The sequence below is a fragment of the Leifsonia sp. KNZ12-8B genome (assembly GCF_056755495.1).
In genome coordinates, this window is the sequence record NZ_JBPGXM010000033.1 from 1 (window position 1) to 14,338 (window position 14,338).

A 14,338-nucleotide genomic window follows, 5' to 3' on the forward strand; every position below is an offset into this window, starting at 1 on the left:
AGATGTGTATAAGAGACAGTGGGAGAGGCGGCATATGGGGGGCCGGTAGGATGGGAGTCCCGTGACCGAGGAGTGCGAGTGGCCCTGATCGTGCAGAAGTTCGGCGGTTCGTCCGTCGCAGACGCAGAGAGCATCAAGCGCGTCGCGAAGCGCATCGTCGAGACCCGCAAGGCCGGCAACGAGGTCGTCGTGGCCGTCTCCGCGATGGGCGACACCACCGACGAGCTGCTCGACCTGGCGCACGAGGTCACCCCGATCCCTGAGCCGCGCGAGCTCGACATGCTCCTCACCGCCGGCGAGCGCATCTCCATGGCGCTGCTGGCGATGGCGATCGGAGGGATGGGCTACGACGCCCGCTCCTTCACCGGCAGCCAGGCGGGCATGATCACCGACGCGCAGCACGGCGCCGCGCGCATCGTCGACGTGACGCCGGGCCGCATCCAGGACGCCCTCAACGAGGGCGCCATCGCGATCGTCGCCGGGTTCCAGGGCTTCAACCGCGACACCCGCGACATCACCACGCTCGGCCGCGGCGGCTCCGACACCACCGCCGTCGCCCTCGCCGCGGCGCTCGGCGCCGAGGTCTGCGAGATCTACACCGACGTCGACGGCATCTTCACCTCCGACCCGCGCCAGGTCCCGCTCGCCCGCAAGATCGACAGGATCACCAGCGAGGAGATGCTGGAGCTGGCCGCGGCCGGCGCCAAGGTGCTCCACATCCGCGCGGTCGAGTACGCCCGCCGGCACGACGTGACCCTGCACGTGCGCTCCTCGTTCTCGAACAAGGAGGGCACCTACGTCCTCAACGAAGCAGCTGCGGCAGAGGCCGCGAAGAAGGATGGAACCGTGGAAGAGCCGATCATCTCCGGAGTCGCCACCGACCTGAGCGAGGCCAAGATCACCGTCGTCGGTGTGCCGGACGTCCCCGGCAAGGCGGCGCAGATCTTCACCATCGTGGCGAAGGCCAACGCCAACGTCGACATGATCGTGCAGAACGTGTCGGCCGCCGCCACCGGTCTCACCGACATCTCGTTCACCCTCCCGAAGTCGGAGGGGCAGCGCGTGCTGACGGCCCTGACCTCCGAGCGCGACGAGGTGGGCTACCAGTCCCTCCAGTACGACGACCAGATTGGCAAGCTGGCGCTCGTCGGCGCCGGGATGCGCACCAACTCGGGCGTCTCGGCCAAGCTGTTCTCGTCGCTGTACGACGCGGGCATCAACATCGAGATGATCTCCACCAGCGAGATCCGCATCTCGGTCGTCACCCGCGCCGACACGGTCGCCGAGGCCGCGCGCGTGGTGCACACAGCGTTCGGGCTCGACGGCGACCAGAAGGCCGTCGTCTACGCGGGCACCGGCCGCTAGACCGGTCCGGCGAACATCCGCCGCCCGGGAATTCCGGCCGCCGCGCCGCCGTTCGACTCCACAACACACCGACCCGAAGGGGCCAGCATGACCGAGAACTCCGGACTGAACATCGCCGTCGTCGGCGCCACCGGCCAGGTCGGCGGCGTGATGCGCCGCCTGCTCGACGAGCGCGACTTCCCGGTGAAGAGCATCCGTTTCTTCGCCTCCTCCCGCTCGGCGGGCACGACCCTCCCGTTCCGCGGCGAGGAGATCACCGTCGAGGATGTCGCCACGGCCGACGTCTCCGGCATCGACATCGCGCTGTTCTCGGCCGGCGCGACCGGCTCGAAGGCGCACGCCCCGCGCTTCGCCGAGGCCGGTGCGATCGTGATCGACAACTCCAGCGGCTGGCGGATGGACCCGGAGGTCCCGCTGGTCGTCTCCGAGGTCAACCCCGAGGCGATCGCGACGGCTCAGAAGGGCATCATCGCGAATCCCAACTGCACGACCATGGCTGCGATGCCGGTGCTGAAGGTCCTGCACGAGGAGGCCGGCCTCCAGCGTCTCGTCGTGAGCACCTACCAGGCGGTGTCGGGCGCCGGCCTCGCGGGCGCCGAGGAGCTCGCGAACCAGGCGCGCGCCGCCGTCGCCGACGAGCACCTGCTCGACCTCGTGCACGACGGCTCGGCCGTCGCGATGCCCGATCCGGTGAAGTTCCCGCGCCCGATCGCGTTCGACGTCATCCCGCTCGCCGGCTCGATCGTCGACGACGGCCTAAACGAGACCGACGAGGAGAAGAAGCTCCGCAACGAGAGCCGCAAGATCCTCGGCCTGCCGGAGCTGCTGGTCAGCGGCACCTGCGTGCGCGTGCCGGTCTTCACCGGCCACTCGCTGTCGATCAACGCCGAGTTCGCCCGCCCGATCACGCCGGAGCGCGCGCAGGAGCTGCTCGCGTCGGCCCCCGGCGTGCAGCTGGCCGACGTCCCGACGCCGCTCGAGGCGGCGGGCAAGGACCCGAGCCTGGTCGGCCGCATCCGCCAGGACGAGGGCGCCCCCGAGGGTCGCGGCCTCGCCCTGTTCATCAGCAACGACAACCTGCGCAAGGGCGCCGCGCTCAACGCCGTCCAGATCGCGGAGCTCGTCGCCGAGCGCCTGAGCGCCCGCGTCGACGCCTGACCCCGGCGTCGTTTACGTTTCCGACTAGCTCACCGCAGCGAAACTCTTGCCCGCTGACGCGTTGCCAGCGGTCCGACAGCGCCCGGCGGCGCCGATCTGAAACGCGACACCGCTCGCGGTTCTCCTAGTGGGAGCGGCATCGTAGTCGTGGGTCAAGTCGCCGATTGCACTTGCACGCAGCAGATACTCAGCAGCCTTCGGCGCCAACACCCTCCGTCAGGACTGGAACAGGTTGCGGTTACCTCGGATTCACGACTAGAAGTCCAGGTCGTCGAGGAGTCCGTCAATCGTTGAACTGATATTGAGCGCGTCCGCGCGAGCCGCTGGATACAACTCTGAGAGGAGCGTGTAGAGACTAGAGTCGAGGCCAACTTGCTCTTCCTCCACGATGCGGCCGTCGGCATCGACCAGACGAATCAGCCACGGCTGAACTCCATCGTCGTCTTTAGTGAGAAGGACTACCGATGCTGAGGAGCCGGACCAGATGAAGGTGTCGTCCCGGCTCCCTGCGGTCCATTTTGCGTCACCAAATCGCGTCTTTGTGAGGAGCTTCTCGAGAAGTAATTTGAGCTTGTCATTTGCTGGCATCTAGGGGTGTTCCTTCCAGAGAGTTTTTCGCAGTCAGCTCGCCAACTACACCTGTGACGACGGCAATGGTTCGCTGGGCGGACTTCGTCCGTTTTGCCACGTCTGCAGTTGTGTCTTGGAGCGAGAGCTTGGTGTCGGCTGCCGTGGCTATCGAAGTCTGAAGTTGCGCTAGCAGCTCATCATGTTCTCCACCCTGCTTCAGCAAATGGCCGCGCACCTGCCCGGCTTGCCATCTCCAGACGCCAAGATAGTGAATGGCAGCCTCTCTGTCCTTTCGCGCAACCGCCCACTCAAGGTTGGTTTCAATCTGAACTAATTGGGGAAGCACGACAAGGAGGAGGTTTGCCCCGATCTGATCGGCGGCGGCCTCAGCAGCCTCTTTTGCCGCCTCCGCAGCCGTGCGGGCTTTTGCAATCTGCGCTATGGCCACGATGAACCCGATAACGGCCAAGGGAATTGCCGCCCATGCATTGACGCCGTTCAGCCATTCCGGCACAGCCGCCGCGGTTGTTTGCACAGCGCACAGGCTACAAGTGCTTGAGTTGACAAGGAACCACCCAACAGGGGGATCGCAGGCGTACAGGCGTGTGCAAATCGGACTTCTTGATGTCAAGCAACTTTTCGGCGCACGAGAGACACTCCGCCGCCCCCGCATAGGATTGGAGGGTGAGCACTTCTCCCATCGACGTCGTCCTGATCGGCGGCGGCATCATGAGCGCGACGCTGGGGTCGCTGATCCAGCGCGTGCAGCCCGACTGGAGCATCCGCATCTACGAGCGTCTGGGCGCCGTCGCCCAGGAGAGCTCGAACCCGTGGAACAACGCCGGTACCGGACACGCCGCCCTCTGCGAGCTGAACTACATGCCGGAGGCCTCCGACGGCTCCGTCGACCCGGCCAAGGCGATCAGCATCAACGAGCAGTTCCAGCTGAGCCGCCAGTACTGGGCGAGCCTGGTGGCGGCAGGCGACCTGCCGGAGCCGAACACCTTCATCAACCCGACGCCGCACATGACGTTCGTGCGCGGCCGTGACAACGTCCGCTACCTGCGCAAGCGCTTCGAGGCGCTCAAGGAGCAGCCGCTGTTCGAGGACATGGAGTACTCGGAGGACCCGGCCGTCATCGGCGAGTGGACCCCGCTGCTGACCAAGAAGCGCAACGCCAAGCAGCGCATCGCGGCCACCCGCTCCACCTCGGGCACCGACGTGGACTTCGGCGCGCTGACCCGCTCGCTGGTCGACAACCTGGTCGAGCGCGGCGCAGAACTCGCGCTCAACCACCAGGTGCGCAGCATCAAGCGCACCAACGACGGCCTCTGGCGGCTGAAGGTCATGCACGAGGTCGGCAAGAACAGGTCCGAGGTCACGGCGCGGTTCGTGTTCGTCGGCGCCGGTGGAGGCGCGCTGCACCTGCTGCAGAAGTCCGGCATCCCCGAGATCAACGGTTTCGGCGGGTTCCCGATCTCCGGTCAGTTCCTCCGGACCACGGACCCGAAGATCGTGGCCCAGCACCAGGCGAAGGTGTACGGCAAGGCCGCCGTCGGCGCGCCTCCCATGTCGGTGCCGCACCTCGACACCCGCGTCGTCGACGGCGAGACCTCGCTGCTGTTCGGCCCGTACGCCGGATTCAGCCCCAAGTTCCTGAAGACGGGCTCGTGGTTCGACCTGCTTGGCTCGGTGCGGCCAGGCAACCTCGGCCCGATGCTCGCGGTCGCCCGCGACAACTTCGACCTGATCAAGTACCTCGTCGGCGAGCTGCTGGCGAACCGCGCCAAGAAGCTGCGGGCGCTGCAGGAGTTCATGCCCACCGCAAAGAGCGAGGACTGGGAGCTCATCACCGCCGGCCAGCGCGTCCAGGTCATGAAGAAGGACGCGAAGAAGGGCGGCGTGCTGCAGTTCGGAACCGAGGTCGTCGCGGCCGAGGACGGCTCGATCGCGGGCCTGCTGGGCGCGTCGCCCGGCGCCTCCACCGCCGTCCCGATCATGCTCGACCTGCTGAAGCGCTGCTTCCCCGACCGGTACGAGGGGTGGGTGCCGACGCTGAAGGACCTGATCCCGACGATGGGCACCACGCTCAACGACCGGCCGGACGAGGCACGGCGCGTGCTGGCGGAGACGGCCGAGACGCTCGGTCTGGCGCAGAAGGCGCTGACCGCGTAGCTCCCGGAAGTGGACAAGCCCGGCGATCGGCTGTTATGGTCGTCGGGCTATGAAGTGAGAATCTCCTCTCGTCCCGCGCCCGAGGCGCCGTCGACCTGAGTGACGTGACCCTTCAGCGGTCATCGCGTTCACAGCGCTCCAGCGCAGCTCAGCGACGGCATGTGCCCGGCGGGAGTCGGCTCCATCAGGAGCGCCCGGAAGGCGGCTCTCATGCCAACGATCACTCTCACACCCCTGCGCGCGGACGGCGTCTCGCTCTCGTACGGCGACCGCCGCGTGCTCACCGACGTGTCGCTGACCGTCGGACCCGGCACCCGGCTCGGCCTGATCGGCGAGAACGGCGTCGGCAAGTCCACCCTGCTGCGCGTGCTCGCCGGCGTCGAGGCCCCGGACTCCGGGGTCGTCTCGCGGCCGCCGCGGCTGGGCTTCCTGTGGCAGGAGGTCCGGTTCCGGCCCGAGGAGACGCTCGGCGCCCTGATCGAGGACGCCCTCGCCGAGGTGCGCGCCATCGAGCGTGAGCTGGAGTCGTCTGCGGCGGCGCTCGCGGACGGCGACGCAGCAGCGTCCACCCGCTACGACGTCGCGCTGGACGCGGCCGAGCGTGCGGAGATCTGGAGCGTGGACGCCCGGCGGGACGAGTTGCTCGACGGTCTGGGGGTCGGCGCCATCCCGCTCGACCGCCGGGTCGGCGAGGTGTCGGGAGGCCAGCGCTCGCGGTTCGCCCTCGCGGCCCTGCTGCTGGCCCGGCCGGACGCGCTGCTGCTCGACGAGCCGACGAACCACCTCGACGACCAGGCGGCGGCGTTCCTGGAGCGCCAGCTGCTCGGCTGGGGCGGGCCGGTCGTGTTCGCCAGCCACGACCGCGCCTTCCTCGACGCGGTCGCCACCGGGCTGCTCGATCTGGACCCCGCGCGCTCCGGCACGACCATCTACGGCGGCGGCTACACCGACTACCTCGCCGCGAAGGCGGCCGAGCGGGCGCGCTGGGAGAAGCAGTTCGCCGACGAGCAGAACGAGTTGAAGGCGCTCCAGCACGCCGTCGACGTCACCGCGCGCTCGATCGCCTGGTCGGGCAAGGTACGCGACAACGACAAGTTCGTGAAGTCGGTGAAGGGCAACGCGCTCGACCGCCAGATCAGCCGCCGCATCAAGAACGCCGCCGGCCGCCGGGAGGAGCTGGAGCGCACGCAGGTGCGCAAGCCGCCCGCGGTGCTCAGCTTCACGGGCATCCCGCCGGGGTTCCAGCCGCTCGGCGACGAGTCGGGGCTCCTCGTGCAGGCGCGCGGTGTGCGCGTGCCCGGCCGGCTCGCAGTGGACGAGTTCACCGTCGAGCCGCAGGCGCGCCTCCTCGTCACCGGGGCGAACGGCGCAGGCAAGTCGACGCTGCTCGCCGCGGTGGCGGGACGGCTGGAGCCGGCCGCCGGGTCGATCCAGCGCCGGCGGGGGCTGCGCGTGGGGTTGCTGGAGCAGGACGTGCGCTTCGCCGACCCGGCGGCCTCCCCGCGCCGCATCTACGCGGAGACGCTGGGGGAGCGGCGGGCGGAGGCGGTGCCGCTGACCTCGCTCGGCCTGATCGCCCCGCGCGATCTCGACCGCCCGTCCGGCGCGCTCTCGGTCGGCCAGCAGCGCCGGCTCGCGCTCGCGCTGATCCTCGCCAGGCCGCCGCACCTGTTCCTTCTCGACGAGCCCACCAACCACCTGTCGCTGACCCTGGCGACCGAACTGGAGGAGGCGCTGGGCGCCTACCCCGGCGCGGTGGTCGTGGCGAGTCACGACCGCTGGCTGCGGTCACGGTGGGAGGGGGAGGAGGTGCCGCTGCGCGCCGCTTGACGTCGATTCGAACATATGTTCGAATAGCTGCATGAGATGGAGCGGGCAGGAGCTGACGGCGGAGGCGCCGTCCACATTGCCCGGGCTCGCGCGGCTCAACAACCTCGTGCGCTCGGTGCGCACGCCCGACTTCGCGGGCATCACGTTCCACGAGGTGCTCGCGAAGTCGGCGCTCAACAAGATCCCGGGCGGGGGAGGGCCGATGCCGTTCGGCTGGACCATCAACCCCTACCGCGGCTGCTCGCACGCGTGCGTGTACTGCTTCGCCCGGCCCACCCATTCGTACCTCGAGCTCGACCAGGGCAAGGACTTCGACCAGGAGATCATCGTCAAGGTCAACGTCGCCGAGGTGCTGCGCAAAGAGCTGGCGAAGCCCAGCTGGGCGCGGCATCCGGTCGCCCTCGGCACGAACACCGACCCGTATCAGCGGGCGGAGGGGCGGTACGCGCTCATGCCGGGGATCATCGACGCGCTCGCCGACTCGGGCACGCCGTTCAGCATCCTGACCAAGGGATCGCTGCTGCGGCGCGATCTCGACCGGCTGGCGGACGCCGCGAAGCGCGTTCCCGTCGATCTCGCGATGTCGATCGCGGTGTACGACGACGAGCTGCAGCAGTCCGTCGAGCCGGGCACGCCGACGACGAAGGCGCGGCTCGCCACGGTCACGGCCGTCCGGGAGCACGGGCTCGACTGCTCGGTGTTCCTCATGCCGATCCTCCCGTACCTCACCGACACCCGCGCGCACCTCGACGAGGCGCTGCGGCAGGCGAAGGAGGCGGGGGCGACGTCGGTGCTGTACACCGCCCTCCACCTCAAGCCGGGTGTGAAGGAGTGGTACTACCTCTGGCTCGGCCGCGAGCATCCCGAGCTCCTGCCGCGCTACCGGCAGATGTACGGCCGCGGCACCTACGCGCCGAAGGAGTACCGGCAGTGGCTCGCCGCGCGCATGAAGCCGCTCATCCGGGCGCACGGCCTGCAGCGCGGCGAGGAGGATCCGCTGACCGGCGGCGTGAAGTCGTCGGCCGGGGTGACCGCGGCCGCGCCCGCGAAGGCGTTCCCCGAGGTGCGTGCCTCCGCACTTGGAATGCTGCGCGACGCGGACGGCGAGCGTCGCGTGCTCGCCGGCGCCGATGCCGGCAGCGATGGCGGAACGGACGAGGCGCCCGACGAGGCCGCGCTGCTGGGCGCGTCGCTCGTGAACCTCGGGGTGCAGCCGACGCTGTTCTGACGACGGCTGTTCCGACGGCACGGCATGTTCCGACGGGGTACATCCCGCCGTGTCCGGGGTACACATCACCCCGGGGCGGTGCCATAATCCCGAGGGGCGCCCGGAGGCGGCGTCCGGCCGGCGGTGCCGGCCCGTCCACGCGCTCGAGGGAGGCCGCGTGTCGCTCGGCCTTCCGAGTCACCTGTCCCGCAGTGCGAACTCGCGCGCCATCGCGACGGCCGCCCGCTGGGCCGGCCTGGTGTGCCTCGCCGCCGCCGTTTTCAACATCGCGGTCCCCGCCCTGCGCGACGGAGGCGGTGCCTCCTCGTGGCTCACGTTGCTCACGCTCGTGCCGATGGTCGCGCTCCTGGCCCTGCTGGCCCGCGGCCGGACCGTCGGCCTCACCGTCGCCTATCTCCTCGTCGGCGCGGTGTGCACCTACTTCTACACGGTGGCGCTGCTCGCGGCGAACCCCGCCTACCGCGACACCCAGCTGTTCGTCGTGGCCCTGCCGATCGTGGCCATGACGCTGGTCGGCGGCACCGGCACGGGAACGCTCGCGGGCATCCTCTGGGGCACGCTCGGCTTCGCCCTGGCCGAGGCGGCGGTGCTGCTCGCCGCGCGGACGGTCGGCCGGGCGTTCCTGCCAGAGGCCGTCTCGCTCGGCGCCTACCTGCTGCTGGTCGGCGTGCTGGCGTTCGACGGGCTGACGCGCGGCGTGCGAGCCCGGCCGCAGTCGGCCATCCACCGCGCGGTCCGCGACGCACGACTGGTCGACCTGCGGAGGGAGGCGATCGCCGACCTCGCGGCGGACACGCACGACACCGTGCTCAGCGACCTCCTCGCCGTCGCCGCCACCGCGGAGGGCCCGCTGCCCGATCGGCTGCGGCAGCGCATCGAGACGGATCTGCGCGGACTCGGCGACACCCTCCCGGTCGGCGACGCACCCGGCGGCGCCGACCCGGCCGGTGCCGGCTCGATCGTCGACGGTGGCGGCCGTGCCGACGCCGGCGTCAATCCCGGCACGGGCGCCCGGCGCCGGGGCGGCCCCACCGGCGACGGCCCCTGGTACGACAGCGAGCTGCACCGCGCGATCGAGGCCGCGCGCGACGAGGGTCTGGCGGTCGACGTCTCGGGCGACCGCGGGCTGATCGGGCGCCTGGATCCGGCGGCCCAGCGGGCGGTCGGCCTCGCCGTGCGGCAGTGCCTGGTGAACGTGCTGCGGCACTCCGGCAGCCCGACTGCCGAGGTCGCGCTGTCGGCGGACGGCGACGCCGTCTCCGTGATGGTGGTGGACGAGGGCCGCGGGTTCCCGGCGGGCGGCGCCGCCGCCGACCGGCTCGGGCTGCGCCAGTCGGTCGACGACCGGGTCGCGCGCGTGGGCGGCACGGTGACCATCTACTCCAGCGAGGGCGTCGGCACGACGGTGATCATCGTCGTCCCCTGCCCGACGCCCGAGCGCGAGGGGGAGACCGGATGACGGCCCGAGGGGCCGCCGGGCTGGTGCCGGAGACGCTCGTGCGCCTCCGCTCGGCGCCCGTCGAGCGCACCCCGCAGCGGCTGGACCCGCTCGGCGCCCAGTCCGCGTGGCTCCTGCTGCCGCTCGTCGGCGCGGTCGCCGTCGGCTACGCGGTGTCCTCGACGCTCTCCCACCACGACCAGCTGCGCGACCCGGCGCTCGCCGTGGTCGCCATCGTGCTGCTCGTGCTCGGGATGACGGTCGCCGCTGTCCGCGCCCGCCCGGGGTCGGCGCCGATCGGGCGGTGGACGCACGCGTCGGTGCTCACGACCGTGCTCGCAGCCGCCTGCCTCAGCGACGCCGCGGTGTGGGGCCGCAACGAGCGCATCCAGGACGACTGGGGGCACATCGCCGTCGCGCTGCTGCTCACGGTGATGCCGCTGTACCGGCCGGTGCTGGAGGTGCTGGGCGGGGCCGTGCTGAGCGCGGCGGTCCTCGGGACGCTCGCGGCTCTCCAAGCGCCGTCGCTCGTCATCGCGACCGACCGGCTGGTGTACGCGTCCGTCGCCGCGACGCCGCTCATCGCGCTCGCCTGCGCCGGAGCCGGCTACGCCTGGACGATGACCGGCGAGACGCTGCGCTGGCGCGAGATCGCGCGCGCCGGCCAGGCCAGGCTGGAGGCCGAGCAGCGGCAGACCGCGCGGCGCATGATCGAGCAGGAGCGGATCTCGGCGCTCAACGTGGCCGCCGTCCCCTTCCTCGCCGGCCTTCTCGCGGGTGGTGAGGTGACCACGGAGACCCGGAAGCGGGCCGCGCGGCTCGCCGAGCGCGTCCGCACCTTCTCCGTCGCCGCGGTCGAGCGCACCTGGCTGGACGACACGATCATGATGGCCCTCGCGGCCCGCCGCGGCGCCCCGCCGACGATCGGCTCGCGGGTCGACGATCCGGCCAGGCTCGACCGCGCCCTCACGGAGGAGCAGCGCGCCGTCGTCGGAGCGCTCGTGGCGACCGTCGCCGCGCTCCCGGGGCTCGACGCCGACACCCTCCGCATCGCGGTCTCGCGCCCGGAGCTGCCGCAGTTCGTGCTGACGGCGCGGGTGCAGCAGCCGCCGCGGGAGGTGCGGCGCGCGCTCATCCCGTTCGTCGGGGCGCTGCGCTCCGTGTCGTTCGACGCACGCCTCGCGCAGCAGGAGGACGAGCTCGTCGTCCGCTTCGCCTACGCTGGAGCCAGATCATGAGCACCACGAGCGATACTCCCGTCGTGTCGACGGACCCCGCTGCGCCGCCGATCCGGCTGGCGATCCTCGACGACCACGAGATCCTGCTCGACAGTCTCGCGTCGTGGATCGAGCGCAACGCCCCCGAGTTCGACCTCGTGCTGCGCGCCGGCAGCTGGCTGGAGCTGGTGCACAGCGACGCCTTCCCGACCGACCTCGTGATCATGGACCTGCAGCTGCGTGAGTCGGTCAGCATCGGTGCGCGGGTGCGCACCTGCCGCGCGGCCGGCGCCAAGGTCGTGGTGCTGAGCGCCGTCGACACGCAGGAGGACCGCGACGCCGCGATGGCCGCCGGCGCCGTCGCCTACGTCACCAAGGCGCAGCCGATGGCCGAGCTGATCGCCGCGGCGCACGCGGCGATGGGTGAGGCGGCCGCCCGCACGCCCGCCCCCGCGCCGGTGTGGCGGCCGCGTCCTGCCGTGCCGGAGACGGCCCGGCCGCGGCTCAGCGACGGCGAGCGGCAGGCGCTCATCCTCTACGCGGACGGCCGCACGACCTCCGAGGTCGCGCAGGCCATGAACGTGCAGTACGAGACCGCGAAGACGTACCTGCGCCGGGTGCGCGAGAAGTACGGCAAGGCGGGCCGCCCGACCAGTTCGCGCGCCGACCTGATTCGCCGGGCGGCGGAAGACGGCTACCTGACCTGATCCGCATAGGATCGATCCGTGGCAAAACTGTATTTCCGCTACGGGGCGATGAACAGCGGCAAGAGCACCGCCATGCTGCAGGCGGCCTACAACTACGAGGAGCGCGGCCACCGGGTGCTGCTCGCCAAGCCGTCGATCGACACCAAGGGCGACCTCGGCATCCTCTCCCGGCTGGGCGTGCAGCGCCAGGTCGACTTCCTGATCTCGCCGGAGACGGACGCCTACGGGAGGTTCCAGCAGCACCGTGAGCGGACGATCAAGCGCTTCGGCACCGATGTCAGCGCCCTCCTCGTCGACGAGGCCCAGTTCCTGACCGAGGCGCAGGTCGACGACCTGCTCCGGATCGCGCTGCTGGAGAACATCCCCGTGCTCGCGTACGGCATCCGCACCGACTTCCAGACCGTCGCGTTCCCCGGGAGCCGTCGGCTGCTGGAGGTGGCGCACAGCCTCGAGGAGCTCAAGACCATCTGCCGCTGCGGCCGCAAGGCGATCTTCAACGCCCGCAAGATCGACGACGTCTTCGTGTTCGACGGCGACCAGGTGGCCATCGACGGCGCATCCGTGAGCTACGAGTCCCTCTGCGGCAACTGCTACCTGCAGGAGAGCCGGGGCGTGCTCAACAACGGGCGCCGGCGCTGGCCGGTGGAGGCCGGAGCCGTGTACGAGAGCGAGCCCGACCCCGACTTCACCTGATCGCCGACACGGACGTCGGCTGATCCCGCCCCCGCCCGGGGGAGGGCAGGAAAAATGAGGATTTGTTACCTTTGTCCTCATGGCGATCGGTCTCACGCGCGAACAGGCTCCTCCGGATGAGGCGGAGGCCGACCCGCCTCGCCGCCGCAGACGACGCTGGGGAACGCTCGTCGCGGTCGTCCTCGTGCTCGCGGCGGCCGCGGTGGTGGGCTGGATCGGCATCCGCGGGGTGCTCGCACGCGGTGAGCTGACGGCGGCCCTCCCCGCCGCGCAGGCGGTCAAGGCGGCCGTCCTCGACGGCGATGTGGACCGGGCCCAGGCGGCGGCGACCGAGCTGCGCCGGCACACCGACGCCGCAGCCTCCCTCACCGGCGACCCCGTCTGGCGCGCCGCCGAGGTCGTGCCGTGGGCCGGCCCCAACCTCACGGCCGTCCGGGTCGCCGCGGATGCGGCGCAGACCGTGTCGGCGGAGGTCGTCCAGCCACTGCTCGGCGTCGCCCGTTCGGCCGACCCGCGCACGCTCTCCATCGCGGGCGGCAGGGTCGACCTGGCGCCGCTCGTCGCCGCGCAGCCGGCGGCGGAGGCGGCGCAACGCGCCTTCGCGAGGGCCGAGACCAGCGTGCGCGGTCTGGATCTCGGCGCGACTCTCGAACCGGTGTCGTCGGGGGTCGGGCGCCTCCGCGGATTCTTCACCGAGACGCGCCCCTCGATCGACGCCATCGCGACCAGCGCGCGCCTCCTCCCGCCCATGCTCGGCGCGGACGGGCCGCGGCAGTACCTCCTCGTCGCGCAGAATCCGGCGGAGCTGCGCGCCACCGGCGGCCTCATCGGTTCCATCGCCCTGGTGCGCGCCGACGCCGGCGCGATCTCGCTGGTCGCCCAGGCCTCCGGCTCCTCGATCGGTCCGTGGCCGGTGGCGGTCACGAGCGTTCCCGACGCCACCCAGGGGCTCTTCGGCCCGCTGGTCGGCCGCTACCTCCAGGATGCGAACCTCACGCCCGACTTCCCGCTCGCGGCCACGACCGTCTCCGCCATGTGGCGGCAGACGCACGGCGGCGCCGTGGACGGCGTCGTCGCCGTCGACCCCGTCGTCCTGAGCGCGCTGCTGCGCGCGACCGGACCCGTCACCCTGCCGACCGGAGAGGCGCTGGAGGCGGGCACCGCCGTCCCGCTCCTGCTCAGCAGCGTCTACGCCCACTACGCCGAGCCGGCGCAGCAGGACGCCTTCTTCGCCTCCGCCGCCGCCGCGGTCTTCGCGCGGATGACCGGGCAGGGCGGCGGGCCGGTCGACGGCTCCGCTCTCGTGCGTTCGCTGGCCGACTCGGGCGCGTCCGGCCGCCTTCTGCTGTGGAGCGCCCACCCGGACGAGCAGGCGGTGCTCGCCACGACCTCCCTCGCCGGCGGCCTGCCGGAGTCGACCCGCTCGACGGCGGGCATCGGCGTCTACTTCAACGACGCCACCGGCGCCAAGATGGACTACTACCTCGCCACCAGCGTGTCCGCCGGCGCCGCGGTGTGCCGGGCGGATGGCGCCCCGACGATCCAGGTGCGCGTCACGCTGACCAACCGCGCGCCGGCCGACGCGGGCGCGGCCCTCCCCGCGTACGTCACGGGCGGAGGCTGGAACGGGGTCGCCCCCGGCTCGATCGTCACGCGCGTCGCGGTCTACGGCCCGGCCGGCGGGCTGCTGGCCTCGACGCTGAGCGACGGGAAGCCGTCGGGCTCGGTGGTGTCGGGCACCGACCGCTCGCGACCGGTGTCGCTGGTCACCTCCCTGCTCGCTCCCGGTCAGTCGAAGACGTTCGACATCACCTTCCTCGGCGTGCAGCAGACGGGCACCGGCCTGTCGGTGAGGGCGACCCCGACCCTTCCCGGGGACGGTTCGACCCCCGATGTGGGGGTGGGGCCCGCCGTCGCGCCCATTGCCGTCGACTGCACAACGGGCATAAAGTGAGGA

Annotated in this window: 12 protein-coding genes; 10 read left to right on the forward strand and 2 right to left on the reverse strand. The window is 71.3% G+C overall.

Going from position 1 to position 14,338, the window contains the following annotated elements; genetic code table 11:
* Positions 1 to 78 precede the first annotated feature (78 nt).
* Together ACR9ZG_RS07295 and ACR9ZG_RS07300 are read left to right on the forward strand one after the other, a co-directional pair.
* A complete protein-coding gene (locus tag ACR9ZG_RS07295; protein ID WP_481284160.1) occupies positions 79 to 1,365 on the forward strand; it encodes an aspartate kinase in 1,287 nt (428 codons plus the stop codon).
* Between the two features lie 87 nt (positions 1,366 to 1,452).
* Positions 1,453 to 2,523, forward strand: a complete 1,071-nt coding sequence (locus ACR9ZG_RS07300) for an aspartate-semialdehyde dehydrogenase (protein WP_481284161.1) — start codon at positions 1,453 to 1,455, stop codon at positions 2,521 to 2,523.
* A gap of 255 nt (positions 2,524 to 2,778) precedes the next feature.
* On the opposite strand, the gene ACR9ZG_RS07305 is transcribed toward ACR9ZG_RS07300, so the two are convergent.
* Positions 2,779 to 3,111, reverse strand: coding sequence for a hypothetical protein (locus tag ACR9ZG_RS07305; protein ID WP_481284162.1), 333 nt, complete (start codon positions 3,109 to 3,111; stop codon positions 2,779 to 2,781).
* A complete protein-coding gene (locus tag ACR9ZG_RS07310) occupies positions 3,098 to 3,628 on the reverse strand; it encodes a hypothetical protein (RefSeq protein ID WP_481284163.1) in 531 nt (176 codons plus the stop codon). Before ACR9ZG_RS07310 ends, ACR9ZG_RS07305 begins: the two co-directional genes overlap by 14 nt.
* 149 nt (positions 3,629 to 3,777) lie before the next feature.
* Here ACR9ZG_RS07310 and ACR9ZG_RS07315 point away from each other — a divergent pair, with 149 nt between their 5' ends.
* The 8 genes from ACR9ZG_RS07315 to ACR9ZG_RS07350 all read left to right on the forward strand — a co-directional run bounded on the left by ACR9ZG_RS07315 (position 3,778) and on the right by ACR9ZG_RS07350 (position 14,335).
* Positions 3,778 to 5,268: a malate:quinone oxidoreductase gene (locus tag ACR9ZG_RS07315; RefSeq protein ID WP_481284164.1), complete on the forward strand. Its 1,491-nt coding sequence runs from the start codon at positions 3,778 to 3,780 to the stop codon at positions 5,266 to 5,268.
* A 210-nt stretch (positions 5,269 to 5,478) separates the two neighbouring features.
* The gene (locus ACR9ZG_RS07320) at positions 5,479 to 7,098 is read left to right on the forward strand and encodes an ABC-F family ATP-binding cassette domain-containing protein (protein WP_481284165.1); all 1,620 of its coding nucleotides are present in this window, start codon (positions 5,479 to 5,481) and stop codon (positions 7,096 to 7,098) included.
* A 31-nt stretch (positions 7,099 to 7,129) separates the two neighbouring features.
* Positions 7,130 to 8,326, forward strand: coding sequence for an Rv2578c family radical SAM protein (locus tag ACR9ZG_RS07325; RefSeq protein WP_481284166.1), 1,197 nt, complete (start codon positions 7,130 to 7,132; stop codon positions 8,324 to 8,326).
* Between the two features lie 157 nt (positions 8,327 to 8,483).
* On the forward strand, positions 8,484 to 9,785 hold the full coding sequence (locus ACR9ZG_RS07330) for a sensor histidine kinase (protein ID WP_481284167.1): 1,302 nt from the start codon (positions 8,484 to 8,486) through the stop codon (positions 9,783 to 9,785).
* Positions 9,782 to 11,002, forward strand: coding sequence for a hypothetical protein (locus tag ACR9ZG_RS07335; protein ID WP_481284168.1), 1,221 nt, complete (start codon positions 9,782 to 9,784; stop codon positions 11,000 to 11,002). Before ACR9ZG_RS07330 ends, ACR9ZG_RS07335 begins: the two co-directional genes overlap by 4 nt.
* Positions 10,999 to 11,688, forward strand: coding sequence for a response regulator transcription factor (locus tag ACR9ZG_RS07340; protein ID WP_481284169.1), 690 nt, complete (start codon positions 10,999 to 11,001; stop codon positions 11,686 to 11,688). The genes ACR9ZG_RS07335 and ACR9ZG_RS07340 overlap by 4 nt, the downstream gene beginning before the upstream one ends.
* A gap of 18 nt (positions 11,689 to 11,706) precedes the next feature.
* Entirely contained in the window at positions 11,707 to 12,381 is a 675-nt protein-coding gene (locus tag ACR9ZG_RS07345; RefSeq protein WP_481284170.1) for a thymidine kinase, read from the forward strand.
* A gap of 79 nt (positions 12,382 to 12,460) precedes the next feature.
* Positions 12,461 to 14,335: a DUF4012 domain-containing protein gene (locus ACR9ZG_RS07350; RefSeq protein ID WP_481284171.1), complete on the forward strand. Its 1,875-nt coding sequence runs from the start codon at positions 12,461 to 12,463 to the stop codon at positions 14,333 to 14,335.
* The last annotated feature ends 3 nt before the right edge of the window (positions 14,336 to 14,338 follow it).

Excerpts from the sequence above, each read along its gene's own strand:
- ACR9ZG_RS07350 (WP_481284171.1), top strand. The coding sequence starts at position 12,461 with ATGGCGATCGGTCTCACGCGCGAACAGGCTCCTCCGGATGAGGCGGAG.
- ACR9ZG_RS07305 (WP_481284162.1), bottom strand. The coding sequence starts at position 3,111 with ATGCCAGCAAATGACAAGCTCAAATTACTTCTCGAGAAGCTCCTCACA.
- ACR9ZG_RS07320 (WP_481284165.1), top strand. The coding sequence starts at position 5,479 with ATGCCAACGATCACTCTCACACCCCTGCGCGCGGACGGCGTCTCGCTC.
- ACR9ZG_RS07300 (WP_481284161.1), top strand. The coding sequence starts at position 1,453 with ATGACCGAGAACTCCGGACTGAACATCGCCGTCGTCGGCGCCACCGGC.
- ACR9ZG_RS07335 (WP_481284168.1), top strand. The coding sequence starts at position 9,782 with ATGACGGCCCGAGGGGCCGCCGGGCTGGTGCCGGAGACGCTCGTGCGC.
- ACR9ZG_RS07340 (WP_481284169.1), top strand. The coding sequence starts at position 10,999 with ATGAGCACCACGAGCGATACTCCCGTCGTGTCGACGGACCCCGCTGCG.
- ACR9ZG_RS07325 (WP_481284166.1), top strand. The coding sequence starts at position 7,130 with ATGAGATGGAGCGGGCAGGAGCTGACGGCGGAGGCGCCGTCCACATTG.